Raw genomic sequence first — 19,208 nt, 5'->3', positions numbered from 1 at the left:
GTACTAATTGCCCGAAAGCTTTCGCTTAAACGCGCTTTTACTTTCAACTGTATGGTTTTGCCTTATGGTTATACTATCAGTTCTTGTGTGCAAGATGTCTACCTATACGGTTGACGTAATTGTCAATTATCAATTGTCAATTGTCAATACGAAACGAACATTAGGTGGTTATTGCGGCGGGGTCCCACCTCTTCCCATTCCGAACAGAGAAGTTAAGCCCGCTTGCGCCGATGGTACTGCAATGCAATGCGGGAGAGTAGGAGGCCGCCATCTTTACAGAGAGCCCTGATTCAGCAATGAGTCAGGGCTCTTTTTTGTGCCTAGTACGGACCTTCTCCTATCCTCCAGACCTCCAGACCCCCTCCTAGCCTCCCTACAATGGGGAGGAATGGTTTGAGATAGGGTGGAATGTTTTGATATGGGAGGTATAGTTAATAATGGGGGAATGGATAGTAATTGAAAGAAAAAAAACAAAGGAAAAACTATTAATTTCTCGCCATTACAGGGAGAAAGCTAGGTGGGGGGCTATTTTTTATCTTATTTGCAAAAACTTGTTCTTGTGCTTGTCACTGTTTCCCAAAAATATTGTATCTTTGCAATATGGTATATGCGTTTTTTGAATTAAGGGACGCATTTTATCGAGAGTTTTTTTCTGAGGTGTTTATTAGTTATTCATTTGATGTTTTGTAGTTTTATTGAAGTGCATAGACCTTCTAGGTGCTATAGTTATTTCTAGGTGCTATAGTTATTTCTAGGTGCTATAGTTATTTATAGGTAATATAGATAATTATAGATATTTGTAGATGTTATTATGTCTAATTATTATTAGTTTGTTTTTTATTTGTATATTCAAATATTTTTAGTTATATGAAAAGAGCTATTGTTGTTGGAGCTTCTTCTGGGATTGGCCTGGAAGTGGCAAGACTTTTAAAGAAGGAGGGGTGGCATGTTGGCGTGGCTGCTCGTCGTACAGATATGTTGTCTGAGTTTGATTGTTTCAAGAAGATCGATGTTACAGATGAGCATGCTGATTCTCTTTTGTTTGAACTGATTGAGGATCTTGGAGGTATGGATCTTTATTTTCATGCTTCAGCCATCGGTCATCAAAATCGCCAATTGGATGATCGAGTGGAGCTTGATACAGTATATACAAACTGTATCGGGTTTACTAGAATGATTGGGGCTGCTTATCGTTATTTTTTATCGCATGGAGGTGGTCATATTGCTGCTATTTCTAGTATAGCAGGTACAAAAGGTTTAGGACCTGCTCCGTCTTATTCTGCGTCAAAGTCTTATCAGGCTACCTATTTACAGGCTCTTGAGCAGTTGTCTAACAAGAATCATTTAAATATTCGTTTTACGGATATCCGTCCTGGATTTGTAGGAACTGCTTTGATTGATGATGGTAATTCATATCCTATTGTATTGGATAAGTTTAAAGTCGCAAAGGATATTGTGCGTTCCATTAATAAGAAACGTCATGTGCGTATTATTGATTGGCGTTGGCGTGTGCTTACAAAATTATGGAGATTGATTCCTAATTTTGTGTGGAGGCGTTTGCCTTTGTGATTTACGCTTGATTTCATTGGAAATGCCTTGATATTTTGGGCATTTCCTTTTTTTTGCTTTGGAGGATTTTTGGTGGGCGGGGGTTTTAATTGATTAGAATTGATGATGTTTTTTGATGATGTTTTTTGTTGATTTATTTTTTTTTTGAGCCGAATATATTTGGCTGTACGGGACTTGAGGGATGTGGAATTTTTTGGGACGCTGCTTGTGGTGATGGCTTGAGGAGGTATTGGCTTTGGGCGCCCTTTGGTTTGTGTTTTTCTTTACTTTGCACTCTCGCTTGAGGGGGATTTTTATGTATGATTCTTTTATTGAAAGCAGAGTGGGTAAAATAAATAACAGCCGATTATTTTGATCGACTGTTATTTAGTGTGGGGGCTTATGCCTTGCTTTGCTTCGCTGATCTCTTTGTAGGTGTGATTAGCTCTCCTTTTTATTTGCTGGCCTTTTTGCTTTTCTTATCAAGATGGATGATGATGGGAGTGGTGATGTCCTTCTTCCATTCCTGCAGCCATTTAAACCATTCTTTTGATGTATGCATACCAAAGTTCTCGTTATCAGAACAATATGCTACTTTGTAGCTAAGGGATTTACCCGTAGTTTTTGCTTGCTTGTTATTGCTTGTCTTGATGACAAAAGTGTAGTCGTTGCCTTGCTCATCTCTGTTAGAATTTGCTGGTATCTCCTTGACAATATTGTCTTGCGGTATATATATGCCAAGACCAACAGTCTCACGTTTCCAGTTGATTGTGTCACCTGCGGGAAAATCAGTTCCCCAGCATCCTCTTAATCCTTTTTTATCAGAAAATTCTTCTGAGCCTTTGATGTCTATCAGTCCTGTTGAGAATTGATAATTGCTTACATCTTTGTTGAACGTGATATCCACATCCGTATCTCTATGTCCGGCATACTGCGTGTAGCGTATGGTCATGTTTAATGTAGGCTTCTTTGTGTTTGAGGAAGTGAGGTTTGATACGTTCTGCATTGGTGGCTCCCATCCCTGATCGATGATTTCCACAATAGTTCTCAGTGGGCCGTAGGCGATGATGCGCTGTGTCCTGTTCTTGATAGGTTCAACCATAGTAGAAGATTCTCCATTCCATCCCCTGAAAGCACCAAGTCCGAAGGTGTTTCCTACCCACAGGATGTCGTCGCCATATTCTTTAGCTTTCTGTTCAGGTGAGGTATAGAATTGAGTTTCTTTTAGTTCAAGTCGTTTGTGGTATTTGCCGTATAAATCCAGCGTTTGACGTTTGTCGAAATAGATGCGTATGCCGTTCAGTTCGCTTTCGAAATCAACGCCATGATGATGGAGTATGTTGTATGGGTTGTCGCAGTCGCCGCGTGCCGTAATGCTAGAGATGAAGTTGTTGTGTTTGTTTTTCTCCTTCACTTTATCGTTTCTTATTAGCATTTCAGCAAAAACCCTTGCAGGGTAGATTCTAGGTTCCCCTTCTTGCGAAAGTGTCACTTGGTATGTCTTTCTCTCTTTTCCCTTTAGGTCCACCAGGAAGCAAAGTTCATCAAACGTCTCATCAAGATTAATATCGTCCAGCTGGCATGGTATTTCTTCTCCATTGAAAGTGACCAAAGCCGAATTGATATTACTAAATTCGTTTAACGAAACAACCACCGGTTGATCAAATTTAGATTTGTTGGAAGGGTTCACGACTTCGATATCTAAAGTGTATTGTGCGTTTGCACTAAGGCAACAGCAGAATAATAAAAAAATTGAGAAAATCTGTTTCATTTTAGTTTGTTTTGGTCGCAAAAGTACTAATTTGCTTATAAAAGATTTGGTTTTATTAAAATATTCAGGTTAAAATTTGGTTAATCTAACATATTTTAGTATATTTGCAATCGATTTTAACTTATATAAGTTGTTCGCTTGAAGAAGTTCTATATCATAGTAATCATTGTCATGATAACCTGTATCGGTTGTCAGTGGCATTTTCGTTCATCGGACTCATCTTCCAAGGATCCGCTGATTGAGATAGAACGCTTCGATAAGTTAGAAGCCGTTTATCTCACGACAGGTGATTTTGCAGCTCTTCAGCAGATGAAGACGACCTATCCCATTCAGACGCGTACGCTGATTGAGGATGTGTTAAGTCTTGGTCCTGTTGATACACTGGATATAAACACCAAGTTCCTTGTATTCTTCCAGGATAGTACACTTCAGGTATTAATCAAGGATGTGCAGCGCAATTTTGCAGATATGGATGACGTCAACCGGCAGTTAGGTGATGCATTCTCTCGTTTGCGTAGGCAGATTCCCCACTTAGAAATTCCCCAGGTCTATACACAGATTAGCTCTCTCGATGAAAGTATCATTGTGGGGCAGGGCCTACTTGGCGTCTCTCTTGATAAGTATTTAGGCGAAGACTATCCACTTTACAAGCGTTTTGGCTATACTGAAAATCAGCGCAAGATGATGACTAGGAGTTATATAGTGCCCGACTGTCTGAGCTTCTATTTGTTAAGTCTCTATCATACAGACCACATTGACAGCATTACTCCAGAACAGCGCCGCGTTTTTATGGGACGCATTCAGTATGTAGTCAATCAGGTTATGTCTCAGCGCCTTTTCGATGACGAATATGTTGCCCGTGCCGAATCGTATATGAAGCAACATCCCAAGACCACTATCGACGACCTTTTGGCCGAGACCAATTGATTTAGTAATCATAAAATTATTGAAAAGAAACGTGTAATTCCGCTTTTCTCGGAATTATTTCTTATATTTGCATTCTGTTTGAACCATAAGCATTATGCAAATGAAAAAGATATTAATTTGTTGTAGTTTTCTTCTGCTGGCCGCATCAGGTATCATGGCCGGTGATGTGTTAGATTTGAAAGATATTGTCAACGGAAAGTTTCGTGGCGAGTCTCTGGCATCTGTAGAACCGCTGTCCGATGGTGAGTCCTACATTCAGATTTCCTCAGATGGCAAGCAGTTGCAGAAGTTCTCTTTCAAGACCGGCAAGCAGACTGGTGTCCTTTTCGATGCCAGCACAGCGCGAGGCGCTAAGGTAGAGAGGGTAGAGGGCTATATCGTGAGTCCCGACATGAAGCGCATCCTGATTCAGACCCAGACAAAATCTATCTATCGTCATTCCTTCACGGCTGTTTATTACATCTTCAATATAGCCAATAACCGTTTGGAACCCCTGTCAGACGGAGGGCCTCAGCAGACACCCGTATGGAGTCCCGATGGCAATCAGGTGGCTTTCGTTCGCGATAACAATATCTTCCTTGTGAAGTTGCTTTATAATAATGCCGAGAGCCAGGTGACAAAAGACGGCAAACGCAATGAGATCATCAATGGCATTCCCGATTGGGTCAATGAAGAAGAGTTCTCGTTCAATTCGTCGATGGTGTTCAGTGCCGACTCGCGCCAGATCGTCTGGGTGCGCTATGATGAGAGCGAGGTGAAAGAGTACTCCATGTCCATGTTCAAGGGCCTCAGTCCCGAGCGCAAGGAGTATGCCACCTATCCAGGTTTCTACACCTATAAATATCCAAAACCAGGCGAGAAGAACGCCTCGGTAAAGGTGATGAGCTATGATATTAAGAGTCATCAAACGCGCACCATGCAGGTACCTCTGGATGCCGATGGCTATATCCCTCGCATCAAGGCCACTGCTGATGCTTCGAAGGTAGCAGTGTTTACGTTGAATCGTCATCAGGACTGTCTGCGCGTGTTTATGGTCAATCCGCTAAGTACTGTTGCTCAGCAAGTTGTGGAGGACCGTGTGGATAAATATGTCAACGAGAATGTCTTTGCCAACGTCAAGCTCACATCGTCACATCTGGTGCTTACCAGCGAGCGCGATGGCTTTAACCATATCTATGTTTACACCCTGAATGGTCAGCGCCAGCGCCAGATGACCGAGGGCGTGGTGACCGATGTCTTTGGTCTCGACGAGACGACAGGCGACCTCTACTATGCTGCTTTCGTTGGAGGCCCACTCAATCAAAAGATCTATGTGAACCACAAGAATGGCAAGACCGACTGTCTGACCCCCAAAGACGGTTGGAACACGGCCGTATTCTCTTCTAGTCTCAAGAACTTCATCTGCACTTGGAGCGACATCAATCACCCCACCGAGACCTCTCTCTACAATAATCAGGGAAAGGTGCTTGCTTCGTTGAAGCAGAACGATGCCCTGCAGCAGCAGTATAATAGTTATGCGATGGGCACCAAGCAGCTCTTCGACTTCCAGACCAGCGAAGGCGTTAAACTGTATGGTTGGATGGTGAAACCCGCCAATTTCGACCCTCAGAAGAAGTACCCCGTGGTGATGTTCCAGTATGGCGGCCCCGGTTCTCAGCAAGTGAAAAACAGCTGGAACATAGGTATGAGCGGTCAGGGAGCCATTCTTGAGCAGTATATGGCTCAGCAGGGCTACATCTGTGTGTGTGTTGACAATCGTGGCACCGGTGGCCGTGGCGCCGAGTTTGAGAAGTGCACCTACCTGCGCCTGGGCGAACTTGAAGCCAAAGATCAGGTAGAGACCGCCTTGTGGCTCGGCTCTCAGAGCTATGTTGACAAGAATCGTATCGCTATCTGGGGCTGGTCGTATGGCGGATGGAACACGCTGATGTCTATGTCAGAGGGTCGCCCCGTCTTTGCCTGTGGCATTGCCATAGCTCCTCCCACTTGCTGGCGCTATTACGACACCGTCTATACCGAGCGTTTCATGCGCACACCCAACGAGAACGCCAGTGGCTATGATGAGGTGAACCCCATCGCTCGTGCTTCAAAACTACATGGTGCCCTGTTGCTGGTTCACGGTCTGGCCGACGATAATGTGCACTATCAGAACACCGCCGAGTACGTAGAAGCACTGGTTCAGGCCGACAAGGATTTCCGTCAGTTGGTATATACCAATCGCAACCACAGCATTTTTGGCGGCAACACCCGCAACCACCTGTTCTGCCAGTGCATGAACTTCTTTAATGAAAACTTAAAGTAACAACCTATACAAAATGAAACAACTACTACTATCTACTATTCTCCTGTGCGCTGCCATTGCCTCCAGCGCACAGGACGATGCATCGAGGCAGTGGACACCTGCCAGTGGCAAGCCCTCAACCGCAGACATCATCGTCAAGGTGAACGACTACTGGCAGCAGCACCACAAACCCGAGGTGCGCTCTTTCTGGGACGAGGCAGCCTATCACACGGGCAATATGGAAGCCTACCGCCTGTTGGGCAATGCTCGTTGGCTGGCTTATAGCGATGCTTGGGCACGCCACAACAAGTGGATGGGCGCCCAAGAGAAAGACCCCTCTAAGTGGAAGTATAAGACCTATGGTGAGGGTCACGACTTCGCCCTTTTTGGCGACTGGCAGATCTGTTTTCAGACCTATCTCGACCTCTATGAGATAACCCCCGACGATTACAAGATCAAGCGAGCCCTCGAGGTGATGGACTACGAGGTGCGCCAGCCCTAGTGTGATTTCTGGTGGTGGGCAGATGCCCTCTATATGGTGATGCCCGTGATGACCAAGCTCTATAAGACCACTGGCGAGGTGAAGTATCTGGATAAGCTCTACGCCAACTATCGCTGGGCCGACGAGCTGATGTACGACACCGTGGCCCATCTCTATTTCCGCGATGCCAAGTATATCTATCCCAAAGCCACCACCCGCAATGGCGGCAAAGACTTCTGGGCACGTGGCGATGGCTGGGTGTTGGCCGGTTTGGCCAAGGTTCTGACTGATATGCCTCAGGACTATTGTCATCGCCCATTCTTTGTACAGCGCTTCCAGGAACTGGCCGAGGCCGTAGCCCGTTGCCAGCAGCCCGAAGGCTATTGGACACGCTCCATGCTCGACAAAGATCATGCCGAAGGCCCTGAGACCTCAGGCACCGCCTTCTTTACCTACGGACTTTTGTGGGGCGTCAACCACGGACTCTTGTCCGATGCCCAGTATGGCCCTGTTATTCAGCGCGGTTGGGACTATCTCACCAAAAAAGCCCTGCAGCCCAGTGGGGCCGTTGGTTTTGTGCAGCCCATCGGCGAGCGCGCTATTCCCGGCCAGCAACTCTCCGAGAAGAACGAGGCCAACTTTGGTGTAGGTGCTTTCCTGCTTGCTGCCTGCGAACATCTGCGCTATGAAGACCGACAGGCCAATGGCGAGGTGAAGGTGACCGTCACCAACAAAAGCAATGAGTTCCGTCAGCAACTGGTAGAGCTCGACGAAACGATGGTCGATGTAAAATTGGGTATTCATGGTGGTCGCCAGTTCATCGTTTACGATGCTGGTGGACTCGAGGTGCCCTATCAGCTCACCTACAACAAGAAAATCCTGATCGATGCCGGCGTGCGTCCTCATGGTACCCAAACCTTCTATATCCGTAAGGGCACGCCTAAAGTCTATCAGAACGTGTGCTATGGTCGCATCTATCCCGAGCGCAAGGACGACTTTGCCTGGGAGAACGATCGCGGTGCCTACCGCATCTACGGGCCCGCCCTTCAGCGCACTGGCGAGAAAAGCTATGGCGTAGATGTATGGTCGAAGAACACCCCCGAGCTGGTGCTCGACCAGCGTTACTGGATAGAAGACGTGGTGATGATGCCCGCCGTAGAGAAACTGCGTCGCGAGAATCGTCAGCGTGGCGACTCGCTCTATCGCCTGAACTCCTATCATAACGATCACGGTCGCGGCATGGATCTCTATAAAGTAGGTGCCACGCTGGGTTGCGGCACACCCGCACTGATGGTCAATGGCGAGTTGGTCTATCCCTATTGCTTCAAAGACTACGAGATGCTGGACAATGGTCCGCTGCGCATGACGGCCCGTTTCACCTATCATCCCACCGAGGTAGAGGGCGATACCATCGTAGAGACACGCATCATCCAGTTGGACAAAGGCTCCAACTTCAACAAGATGACCGTCAGCTATGCCGGTCTTACCCATCCTGTCAAGCTGGCCTCAGGTGTTGTCATTCATTCCGAGGATGCCAAGAGCTACGTTTTGGGCAAGAACTACGTGCAGTATGCTGATCCCACCGACAATGTGGAGGTGAACAACTGCCAGCTCTTTGTAGCCACCCTCTATCCACAGGGCGTCAACCAGACCCTGATGAAGAAGTTCGACAAGCAGAGTGGGGGCAACGTAGGTCATGCCCTTGGCATTAAGAACAACTATCGCGGTGAGCCCTACACCTATTACTTTGGCTCCGCCTGGTCAAAGTACGACATCCGCACACAGGCCGAATGGCAGCAGCGCATCAACTGGATCCTCTCAGGTCTGCAGCAGCCTTTGAGCGTGAAGTGGCAAAAGACCAATAAGTAACCCTCTACCGCCGAACAAATAACGGTATCCCATCGGCAGTAAATCCGTCAAACGGGCAGTAAAGCGGCACTTTTCAAGTCGTAAAGTGGCACTTTACTGCCCGTAAAGTTTTACTTTCGAGTCCTCATAGTTAAACTTTCCCATTCCAATAGCATAACTTTTGCATCAAATCCAGCCCCTAGACGACTCATTTCTAGGGGCTAGACGACTCATTTCTAGGGGCTAGATTAGTGCAATCTAGACCCTAGACTTCTCAATTCTAGAGTCTAGAAACGTCCATTCTAGAGTCTAGAAGCATCCATTCTAGACTTTAGAAAGTTCATTTCTAGAGTCTAGATTTGCATCAATACTTCAACTATTACACCCAGAAACGCCTTCTTTTGCCTTTCAATAGTCATTGTTTCATTGTGCAGTATCGGCTGTCTTGGCACACGATAGGGTTGGATTCTTCTCCCAGCTTATTTGGATGCTTTTGGGATGTGATTGAACAAAATGACGATATAAAATGCTAACATTGAACATTTTAGCAAGAATGGAATTATTAGTTGCAATTGCTGTGGTTTCGAGTTTAAATCATTTTATGGCGAGGTGTATGGGACTTCGTGTATAGAAATACATCATTTGAAACCAATCTTTCAATATTCTGGAAAGAGTAATTCGCAAACTATTGATGAGGCTTTGAAAAACCTCCTGCCAGTATGTCCTAATTGTCATCGTGTAATTCATAAGAACCATATTACAGCAGAAGCAATACCGATGTTTAAACAACAAATCATGTTAAGATAAGTCTTGTAGTCACAAATGTTCCATTAATGGATGCTCTGTTATAAAAGTTGTTAAGAAAGCCCCCAACAATGTGGTGGGGGCTTTCTTTTTTGTATAAAAAGGACTACCTTTGTTTCTAGAATTAATCGACATAAAACGGAATGTCTAGAAGTAGGGAAGAAGCAATTGCGCTTGGCGTGCCTGTGACAGAGACACAGCATAACATGAAGCGACGCAAGCCTTGGCATGACTATAGTCGTAAGGGTACTTATATGCTGACACTGGTGGTCGAAGGTCGTCAATCGGTGTTCGGCAAGGTGGTGACTGCGCCTGTCGCGAAGAGTGCTGATGGAAAGCAGACGGTTAGGGCGTATGTGGAACTGTCGGAGCTCGGGAAGGAGATCCGTGATAAGGAACTGCAAAAGATTTCCAAATACTATGGGATGGTGGAAGTTTGGAAACTTTGTGTAATGCCTGACCATATCCATATGATTGTTAGGGTGAAAGAAGATATGCCTGGTGGAAATCATCTAGGCAATGTGGTGAGGGGATTTAAAGTGGGATGCACAAGAGCCTGGTGGCGGCTATCGGAGACTTTGCCCGCCGGAGATGCGGCGGGAGTTGTGGCTGGCGGAGATGGAATGCTTCCTGTTCTCTTTGAGAGTGGGTATAATGATTTGATTTTGTTGGAAGACGGGCAACTGGATAATTGGGCTCGTTATCTTGATGATAATCCTCGACGGCTGGCTGTTAAGCGGATGTTTCCAGACTTTTTCACTACGATGAACTATGTGGATATTGGTGAATGGCATTGTCAGACGGTTGGTAACCGCTTCTTGCTTGATATTCCTCTGAAGGTTGCGGTGATTGTTCATAATGCTTATAGTGACAAGGAGTTTGCTGATTATAAGCGGGAATGGCTGGCTTGCGGAGAGGCTGGTGGCGTGTTGGTGAGCGCTGCTATTGCTACGCGCGAGAAAGAGGTGATGCGAGAAGCTATGAACAGTGGCTACAAAATCATTGTTGTCAGGGAGAATGGATTCCCGCCTTTGTATAAACCTGCAGGAGAGTCGTTTGATGCGTGTTCTGAAGGACGCCTGTTGCAGGTATGTCCATGGGAGTATCACATGGAGCGTAGGATCATTTCACGCGAAAAATGCCTGAAGATGAATAGACTGGTAGAAGATATTCTCAGCATAGGGCAGACTGCTGAAGATGAAGTCTTTCTGTGATGTTGATGTCTGTGAGCTACAAATAAAAAAGCAGCTAGGCGATTTGTCTAGCTGCTTTTGTTGTTAATCTAAGGAAGATTAATATGCGAAGAGGGGATACTCCTTCATCTTCTCGTTGACGCGAGCGCGAACACTTGCGATAACCTCCTCGTTGGTAGGATCGTTGAGAACCTCCTCAATCCAAGCGGCAATCTGAACCATCAGATCCTCCTTGGCACCACGTGTGGTGATGGCGGGAGTGCCCAGACGGATACCAGAGGTCTGGAATGCACTGCGGCTATCGAAGGGCACCATGTTCTTGTTGACGGTGATGTCGGCAGCAACCAGTGCGTTTTCGGCTACCTTACCAGTCAGATCGGGATACTTAGAGCGCAGGTCAACCAGCATAGAGTGGTTGTCGGTGCCACCGCTGACGATGGTGAAGCCACGCTTGATCAGCTCGTCGGCCAGCTTGGCAGCATTCTTCTTCACCTGCTGAGCCCACTCCTTGAACTCGGGCTGCAGAGCCTCGCCGAAGGCAACAGCCTTGGCAGCGATGACGTGCTCCAGAGGACCACCCTGCTGACCAGGGAATACGGCTGAGTTGAGCAGTGCAGACATCATCTTTACCTCGCCCTTAGGGGTAGTGTAGCCCCAAGGATTCTCGAAGTCCTTACCCATCAGGATGATACCGCCACGAGGACCGCGCAGTGTCTTGTGGGTGGTAGAGGTAACGATGTGAGCATACTTCACGGGGTTCTCGAGCAGACCAGCAGCAATCAGACCTGCGGGGTGAGCCATATCGATCATAAGCAGAGCACCCACCTTGTCGGCGATCTCACGCATGCGCTTGTAGTCCCACTCGCGGCTGTAGGCAGAGCCACCACCGATGATCAGCTTAGGCTTGTTCTCCAGAGCCAGACGCTCCATCTCATCGTAGTCCACACGACCAGTCTCCTTGTTGAGGTTGTAGCCGATGGGGTTATAGAGAATACCGCTTGTGTTGACGTGTGAACCGTGAGAAAGGTGACCTCCGTGATCAAGGTTCATACCCATGAAGGTGTCGCCGGGTTTCAGCACTGCCAGCAGAACGGCTGCGTTGGCCTGTGCACCAGAGTGGGGCTGCACGTTAGCATACTCAGCACCAAACAGCTTGCAAACTCGCTCAATGGCCAACTTCTCTACCTCGTCCACTACCTGGCAGCCACCATAGTAGCGCTTGCCGGGATAACCTTCGGCGTACTTGTTGGTCAGGTAAGAACCCATGGCTTCCATAACCTGGTCGCTCACAAAGTTCTCGCTGGCAATCAGTTCGATACCTTTCAGCTGACGCTGATGTTCTTTCTCGATCAACTCGAAAACGGTGTTGTCTCTTTTCATCTTTGTTTATTTTTGGTTGTTTAACATATTGAATTTCTGCTTGTTATGCTAGGCATGCATCCAGCTCCTTGGTGATGAGCTCCTTGTCCAGGTGCTGACCGATGAATACCAGCTTCTGCATGCGGTCGCCATACTGCTCGTCCCAGTCGGCGCGCAGGGCTGCGTCGCGCTCCTTCATCATCTCCAGTTCGGCAGCGGGCATGGTGGCAAACCACTGTCCGGCTTGTCTGAGGCTGACCTGCTTGCCAGCCTGTTCGAAGATGTAGCACATGTCTTTCTCATCGCTGAAGTAGCAGATGCCCTTGGTGCGAATGATACCCTTAGGCCACTGGCGTGCCACGAAGTGGTCGAAGAGACCAAGGTTGAATGGGCGGCGCTGGTAATAGACGAAGGTGCCAATGCCATATTCCTCGGCTTCTCCCTCATCGTGGTGATGATGGTGGTGATGGTGGTGATGGTGATGATGTTCGTGCTCATCGTCATCATCGTCGTCGTGATGATGTTCATGCTCGTGTTCATCCTCATCCTCATCCTCATCTTCCTCTTCCTCGTGATGACGTTCTACTTCCTGAATCCACGTGGCCGAGGTGGCCACACGATCGAAGTCGAACATGTCGGTGAAGAGGATCTTATCGAAATCTACGTCGCCGTAGTTGCACTCAATGATTTCTGCCTTAGGCTGCAGTGTGCGTACAATCTGGCGCACGCGTCCCAGTTCCTCGGGAGATACCTCGTTAGCCTTGTTCAGCAGCACGATGTTGCAGAACTCAATCTGCTGGATGACCAGGTTCTCGATGTCTTCCTCGTCGATGTCGGGACGAGTGAGCAGCTGTCCGCCCTCGAACTCGTCGCGCATGCGCAGAGCGTCAACCACCGTCACGATACAATCCAGACGGGGAATGCCGTTCTCCACTACCTCGGGAGCCATTGAAGGAATAGAGCAGATAGTCTGTGCGATAGGACCGGGCTCGCAGATGCCGCTAGCCTCGATGACGATATAGTCGAAGCGTTGCATCTGGATGATGTCTTGCAACTGTTGCACCAAGTCCATCTTCAGTGTGCAGCAGATGCAGCCATTCTGCAGAGCCACCAGCGAGTCGTCCTGCTGGTTGACCACGCCGCCCTGCTGTATCAGTGAAGCATCGATGTTTACCTCGCCAATATCGTTGACGATGACGGCAAACTTAATGCCTTTGTTGTTGCTTAGAATCCTGTTTAGTAGAGTTGTCTTTCCGCTGCCCAGATAACCAGTGAGCAGCAGTACGGGTGTTTCCTTCATCTTAGTTCTTTCCTTTCATTATTGTTTGATGTAGTGTTTGCTCTTTAGCAGAGTTCCACCTTATTGATATCCTGTTCTTTTTCGCAGTAATGGCATGTCAGTATGCCGTTGGTCACGTGGAAGTAGGTGCTCATGGGCTCGTTGTTAGTGATGCACTTGGGGTTGTTGCATCGCACGATGCCATGGATTTCGTCGGGCGTGATGACCTGTTTCTTTTCTACCACCTCGAAATCTCGGATGATGTTCAGCACGATGTTGGGCGCCACGACGCTCAGGCGGCTGATTTCCTCGTCGGTGAAGAACTTGTCTTCCACCTTGATGATGCCCTTCTTTCCTAGTTTCTTCGACAAGTAGTTGTAGCCAATGGTGACAGGTGTTTCCTGATTGTGCAGATCCAGCAGCTGGGCCACCTGATAAGTCTTGTCGCTAGGTATGTGGTCTATTACGGTGCCGTTCTTGATGGCGGCAACAAGCATTTCTTTCTTGTTCATAGTGTGTTCACTCAATAATTGTTTTGTCGTTCTTAACCTCATCGAGCGTGATGCCCAGCACATCGCAGAAGATAGCCTCACGTGCAAAGAGTCCGTTGCCAGCCTGCTGTATATAGTAAGCATGAGGATTGTCGTCCACCTCGTAGGCAATCTCGTTGACGCGTGGCAGTGGGTGCAGTATCTTCATGTTGGGCTTGGCGTTCTTCAGCAACTCGTTGTTTAAGACATACACGTTCTTGACGCGCTCATATTCCATCAGGTCAGAGAAACGCTCCTTTTGCACACGCGTCATGTAAAGAATGTCTGCATCGGCAATCACTTTCTCGTTGAAAGCAGTGTGCTCCTGGTATTTGATGCCGTGCTCATCGCAGTACAACTTGTACTCTTTAGGCATAGCCAACTCCTTAGGAGCTACAAAATGGAAAGTGGGGTTGAAGTGGCGCATAGCCATGATGAGCGAGTGGACGGTACGTCCGTACTTGAGGTCGCCCACCAGATAGATGTTCAGATTGTCGAGCGTGCCTTGCGTCTTGTAGATGCTGTAGAGATCGAGCATGCACTGTGATGGATGCTGATGGGCTCCGTCGCCAGCGTTAACGATGGGGACGGGGGCTATCTCAGAGGCATATTGTGCAGCACCCTCAATATAGTGGCGCATCACAATCACATCGGCATAGTTGCTCACCATCAGGATGGTGTCCTTCAGTGTCTCACCTTTGGTGCCACTGGTTACCTTAGGATCGGCAAAACCGATGACACGTGCGCCGAGGCGATTGGCTGCTGTTTCGAAAGATAGACGGGTTCTTGTACTAGGTTCAAAGAAAAGGGTAGCTACAACTTTACCCTTGAGAAGTTCACGGTTGGGATGCTTTTCAAACTCCTGTGCCAATTCAATCATGTAGAGAATCTTTTCTCTAGTGAGATTGGCAATGGTGACGAAATTATGCTTGTCCATAATTGGCGTTTATTTTTTCGACTGCAAAGGTACGAAAAATAAAGTAAAACTGAATAGTGAATGGAGAAAAATTAATATTCTTTTGTTCTTCATTCAAAAAAATGGACTTACATTGCTTAGTCCATTTTTTTTTATTATCTTTGCAGCCGCAAACTTTTATTCATTAATTAAATTAAGAAGAAAGAAATGAAAGCATTCGTTTTCCCTGGTCAGGGAGCGCAGTTCGTAGGAATGGGTAAGGACCTCTACGACAACAACGCAACAGCAAAAGAGTTGTTTGAAAAAGCTAACGAGATTCTGGGCTACAGAATTACTGATATTATGTTCGAGGGTACCGACGAGGACCTGAAGCAGACCAAGGTGACACAGCCTGCAGTGTTCCTGCACTCGGTGATCTCGGCTATCTGCATGGGCGATGCTTTCCAGCCCGCAATGACAGCAGGACACTCACTGGGTGAGTTCTCTGCGCTGGTTGCTGCAGGTGCACTGTCTTTCGAGGACGGATTGAAGCTGGTCTATGCACGTGCTATGGCTATGCAGAAGGCTTGCGAGGCAGCTCCCTCAACGATGGCTGCTATCATTGGTCTGCCCGATGAGAAGGTAGAAGAGGTTTGTGCTGGTATTAATCGCGAGGGTAACATCGTGGTTTGCGCTAACTATAACAACCCAGGTCAGTTGGTTATCTCTGGTAATGTTGAGGCTATCAACGAGGCTTGTGAGCAGCTGAAGGCCGTTGGTGCTAAGCGTGCTCTGCCCCTGAAGGTGGGTGGCGCATTCCATAGCCCACTGATGCAGCCCGCTAAGGATGAACTGCAGGCAGCTATCGAGAACACTCAGTTCCAGACACCAAAGTGCCCTATCTATCAGAATGTGGATGGCAAGCCTCATACAGATCCCGCAGAGATCAAGCAGAACCTGATTGCTCAGCTTACCTCTTCTGTTCGCTGGACACAGTGTGTGCAGAATATGATTGCCGATGGTGCTGACGACTTCACTGAGTGCGGTCCTGGCAAGGCACTGCAAGGCATGATTGCCAAAATCAACAAGGAAGTAAATGCTCATGGCATCGAATAAGATTATCATTTACCAGATTTTCACACGTCTCTATGGTAATCGTAACAATCACCGTGTTGTTGACGGTACGATAGAAGAGAACGGTTGTGGAAAGCTGAACGATTTCACGCCCAGCACCCTGAAGAAAATCAGGGAACTGGGCGTGAGCCATATTTGGTACACTGGCGTGATTCGTCATGCCACGCAAACAGACTACTCGGCATTCGGCATCCCTCGACAGCATCCCGCTGTGGTGAAGGGTAAAGCAGGTTCGCCCTATGCCATAACAGACTACTACGACGTGGACCCCGACTTGGCTGTGTGCATAGACAAGCGCATGGAGGAGTTTGAGGCATTGGTGGACCGCACTCATCGTGCAGGCCTCAAGGTGATTATCGATTTTGTACCTAACCACGTGGCTCGCCAGTATAAGAGCATTTGCAAACCCGATGGCGTGCGTGATTTGGGAGAAGATGATAATCCTTCTGTGGGCTTTGATCCCGTGAACAACAATTTCTACTACTGTCCTGGACAACAGTTTACGCCCTATTTCGACCTCTATCATGGCGAAAAGCAGCCTTATACTGAAATGCCTGCAAGGGCTACGGGCAATGACTGTTTCAATAACTCACCCGGTCGCAACGACTGGTACGAGACCGTGAAACTGAACTACGGCCGTGACTACAACGGCACGTGGTCCATGACGGACGAGCGTTGCTCTACTTGGCATAAGATGCTCGACATCCTGCTGTTCTGGGCGGGAAAAGGCGTTGATGCCTTCCGTTGCGATATGGCAGAGATGGTGCCCGCTGAGTTCTGGGCTTGGGTCACTGCCAAGGTGCGCGAGCAGTACCCACAGATACGTTTCATTGGTGAGGTCTATAATCCTAACGAGTATCGTCACTATATAGCATCGGGCTTCGACTACCTATACGACAAGGTGGGCATGTATGATGCGATGCGCGACGTCATCTGTCATCGTCGTGGCACAGATGCTATCACATGGGCTTGGCAACAGACCGATGATATTCGCAATCACATGCTCTATTTCCTTGAAAACCATGATGAGCAACGCATTGCTAGCGACTTCTTTGCTGGCAGTGGCGAGAAGGCCGTTCCTGCATTGGTGGTGAATGCACTGATGCAGAAGAATCCTTTCATGGTCTATGCAGGACAGGAGTGGGGTGAGCGCGGTATGGATGCCGAGGGCTTTAGTGGACAAGACGGCAGAACAACCATCTTTGACTACTGGTCGTTCGAAAATACATATTCGCCATTGGTGAATGTCTATTCAAAGGTGCTGAACATCGCTCGCACAGAGAAGGCTGTGGCAGAAGGCCAAATGTTTGATGTGATGTATGCCAACGCGCAATACTTCCGTCAGTATGCCTTCATTCGCAAGGCTGGGAAAGAAATGCTGCTGGTGGTTGCCAACTTTGATGACGCACCTGTGGATATGCAGCTCATGATTCCCGATTATGCCTTCGACTTCCTGGAAATACCTGAGAAAGCCTATAAGGCACAAGAACTGATGACTGGCAATCAGACGTCGGTTGTACTGATGCGTGGCAATAATCCCGTAAGCGTCAAGTTGGATGCGCGTGGCGCTGTGGTACTTAAAATAAAAGTATAATGGAAGAGTTTTTACTGAACGAGCACCATAAAGAGGAATTCCCACCGGCTCATACCGCCGAGCATCTGCTGAACCAGACGATGATTCGGCTATTTGGATGTGGACGTAGCTATAACGCTCATGTGGAAAGGAAAAAGAGCAAGATGAGCTTCCATCTGGATCATAAACCCTCACGACAGGAGGAGAAAGAGATAGAACGTCGAATGAACGAGCTGATAGCAGAAGATCTGCCAGTGACGTATGAGTTCGTGACGCGAGATCAGATCCCTGAGGGCGTGGTGCTGGATCGCTTACCAGAGAATGCCAGCGAGACAATCCGATTGGTGCGTATAGGTGACTATGATGTTTGTCCTTGTATTGGCAAGCATGTCCGTTCGACTGCTCAGATTGGTCGTTTCGAGATGTTGGGAACCAACTGGGATGAGGCGGAGCGTTCTTTCCGTGTACGATTTAAAATCGTGTAGTCTCTCTCGAAGCGAAGTCTCCTTTCGTTTCTTTAATTAATAAAAAATAGCTCCCTATTGATTAGAGAGCTATTTCCATATAGACCGGATAGTGGTCTGAATAACTTAGATTCTGCTTGTAGTAGTCAATGCCATCTAGCGACTTGTCGTGGAAAATGTAGTCAATGCGCACGCTCTTGGCACCTCGATAGGTGAACATAAAGCCCTTGCCGCACTCTTTGAATCCATCTTCCAGATCGCCCAACATTGTCTTATAAACGTAGGAGTATGGCACATCGTTAAAGTCACCGCACACGATGACGGGGTAGGGTGATGCTGCTATCTGCTCTGCCACCATGGTGGCCTGCTGGGCGCGTACAGCCATGCCCATCGTATATTTGCCCCATAGCGCTCTGATGATAGAATTCTCTTCTACTTCGATTCCCTGTGCTTGAATCTTGGCAACATTGTGCATGGTGCGGTTGAAACCTGTGGTCTCCAAGTGCACGTTGAACACACGTATCATCTTGCCTCTGATGCTGATGTCGGCCCACATGGCACTGTTGTTGGTGTTGCTGCCAAACGAGATGGTCTCGGAACCTTTGATAGGATAGGTGCTATAAATCACCATGTCGTCATAGCCCGTGGCCATGAATGGGAATCTCTCTTTGTATTTGTCTGAGTTCAACTTGTCACCGCTGGTGTCCAAGTACTCCTGCATGCAAAGTATATTTACCTCGTGCTTCTTCATTTCAGATAAGATATCCTCGGCTTTAAAACCAGATGTTTCTCGACCGAAGCGTGCCACGTTATAGGTGGCTACAGTCAAAGTCTTACCTGCGTTTTTCCATCCTTTGAATATCTTAACTTGATATATAGTTCCCAAGTATGGTATGCTGAAAAGTATGGCAATGATAGGTAATGGTGTCCAATGCCATCTGCGGCGTATTGACCAGAAAATCAGTATGATAATATTGCCTAGGATGAGTAGCGGTAGAATATATACCAACATAGCCAAGGCAGTGCTGGTAGTAGGGTCTGCGCTGCCACCAAAGATGCCAAACAAAGTGAAGGTTGCCATCAGCATGGTGACAACCAATATCATAAAAGAAAAATATTTG

At 47.5% G+C, this 19,208-nt stretch carries 12 protein-coding genes, 1 rRNA gene and 2 pseudogenes; 9 read left to right on the top strand and 6 right to left on the bottom strand.

The window, feature by feature from the left end; genetic code table 11:
• Nucleotides 1-160 precede the first annotated feature (160 nt).
• A 5S ribosomal RNA gene (gene rrf, locus T433_RS0111695) occupies nt 161-273 on the top strand.
• Between the two features lie 594 nt (nt 274-867).
• A complete protein-coding gene (locus T433_RS0111690; RefSeq protein ID WP_027455921.1) occupies nt 868-1,569 on the top strand; it encodes an SDR family NAD(P)-dependent oxidoreductase in 702 nt (233 codons plus the stop codon).
• Between the two features lie 433 nt (nt 1,570-2,002).
• Here T433_RS0111690 and T433_RS0111685 read toward each other — a convergent pair whose 3' ends face one another.
• Nucleotides 2,003-3,319 (bottom strand): DUF4861 domain-containing protein, encoded by a 1,317-nt coding sequence (locus T433_RS0111685; protein ID WP_044109846.1) that lies wholly within the window; start codon nt 3,317-3,319, stop codon nt 2,003-2,005.
• Between the two features lie 138 nt (nt 3,320-3,457).
• On the opposite strand from T433_RS0111685, the gene T433_RS0111680 reads away from it, so the two are divergent.
• The 5 genes and pseudogenes from T433_RS0111680 to T433_RS15350 all read left to right on the top strand — a co-directional run bounded on the left by T433_RS0111680 (nt 3,458) and on the right by T433_RS15350 (nt 10,874).
• Entirely contained in the window at nt 3,458-4,246 is a 789-nt protein-coding gene (locus tag T433_RS0111680) for a gliding motility protein GldB-related protein (RefSeq protein WP_027455919.1), read from the top strand.
• A gap of 100 nt (nt 4,247-4,346) precedes the next feature.
• On the top strand, nt 4,347-6,548 hold the full coding sequence (locus tag T433_RS0111675; RefSeq protein ID WP_027455918.1) for a S9 family peptidase: 2,202 nt from the start codon (nt 4,347-4,349) through the stop codon (nt 6,546-6,548).
• Nucleotides 6,549-6,561: 13 nt separating this feature from the next.
• Nucleotides 6,562-8,877, top strand: a pseudogene (locus T433_RS16975) (glycoside hydrolase family 88 protein).
• A 513-nt stretch (nt 8,878-9,390) separates the two neighbouring features.
• Nucleotides 9,391-9,663: an HNH endonuclease gene (locus tag T433_RS16295; RefSeq protein ID WP_081778485.1), complete on the top strand. Its 273-nt coding sequence runs from the start codon at nt 9,391-9,393 to the stop codon at nt 9,661-9,663.
• A gap of 140 nt (nt 9,664-9,803) precedes the next feature.
• The gene (locus tag T433_RS15350; protein ID WP_044109844.1) at nt 9,804-10,874 is read left to right on the top strand and encodes a transposase; all 1,071 of its coding nucleotides are present in this window, start codon (nt 9,804-9,806) and stop codon (nt 10,872-10,874) included.
• A gap of 78 nt (nt 10,875-10,952) precedes the next feature.
• Here T433_RS15350 and glyA read toward each other — a convergent pair whose 3' ends face one another.
• The 4 genes from glyA to pyrB are packed head-to-tail and all read right to left on the bottom strand — an operon-like array spanning nt 10,953 to nt 14,958.
• Nucleotides 10,953-12,233 carry a serine hydroxymethyltransferase gene (gene glyA / locus T433_RS0111660; RefSeq protein ID WP_027450494.1) on the bottom strand — a complete coding sequence of 427 codons (1,281 nt, stop codon included), beginning with the start codon at nt 12,231-12,233 and terminating at the stop codon, nt 10,953-10,955.
• Nucleotides 12,234-12,276: 43 nt separating this feature from the next.
• Nucleotides 12,277-13,512 (bottom strand): GTP-binding protein, encoded by a 1,236-nt coding sequence (locus T433_RS0111655; protein ID WP_027455917.1) that lies wholly within the window; start codon nt 13,510-13,512, stop codon nt 12,277-12,279.
• Between the two features lie 44 nt (nt 13,513-13,556).
• Complete coding sequence (locus T433_RS0111650; protein WP_027450496.1) at nt 13,557-14,003, bottom strand: aspartate carbamoyltransferase regulatory subunit; 447 nt, start codon at nt 14,001-14,003, stop codon at nt 13,557-13,559.
• 7 nt (nt 14,004-14,010) lie between these two features.
• Nucleotides 14,011-14,958 carry an aspartate carbamoyltransferase gene (gene pyrB, locus T433_RS0111645; protein ID WP_027455916.1) on the bottom strand — a complete coding sequence of 316 codons (948 nt, stop codon included), beginning with the start codon at nt 14,956-14,958 and terminating at the stop codon, nt 14,011-14,013.
• A 186-nt stretch (nt 14,959-15,144) separates the two neighbouring features.
• Between pyrB and fabD the strand changes: the two genes are divergently transcribed.
• Nucleotides 15,145-16,032 (top strand): ACP S-malonyltransferase, encoded by an 888-nt coding sequence (gene fabD / locus T433_RS0111640; protein WP_027455915.1) that lies wholly within the window; start codon nt 15,145-15,147, stop codon nt 16,030-16,032.
• Nucleotides 16,019-18,108: pseudogene (locus T433_RS0111635) on the top strand (alpha-amylase family glycosyl hydrolase). Before fabD ends, T433_RS0111635 begins: the two are co-directional and overlap by 14 nt.
• Nucleotides 18,109-18,169: 61 nt before the next feature.
• Here the strand turns inward: T433_RS0111635 and T433_RS0111625 are convergent.
• The gene (locus tag T433_RS0111625) at nt 18,170-19,192 is read right to left on the bottom strand and encodes an endonuclease/exonuclease/phosphatase family protein (RefSeq protein WP_027455913.1); all 1,023 of its coding nucleotides are present in this window, start codon (nt 19,190-19,192) and stop codon (nt 18,170-18,172) included.
• Nucleotides 19,193-19,208 lie beyond the last annotated feature (16 nt).

The organism is Xylanibacter brevis ATCC 19188 (genome assembly GCF_000621725.1).
Lineage (GTDB): Bacteria > Bacteroidota > Bacteroidia > Bacteroidales > Bacteroidaceae > Prevotella > Prevotella brevis.
Note: the sequence above shows the minus strand (reverse complement) of the source record. Positions and strands in the feature narration are given on the sequence as shown.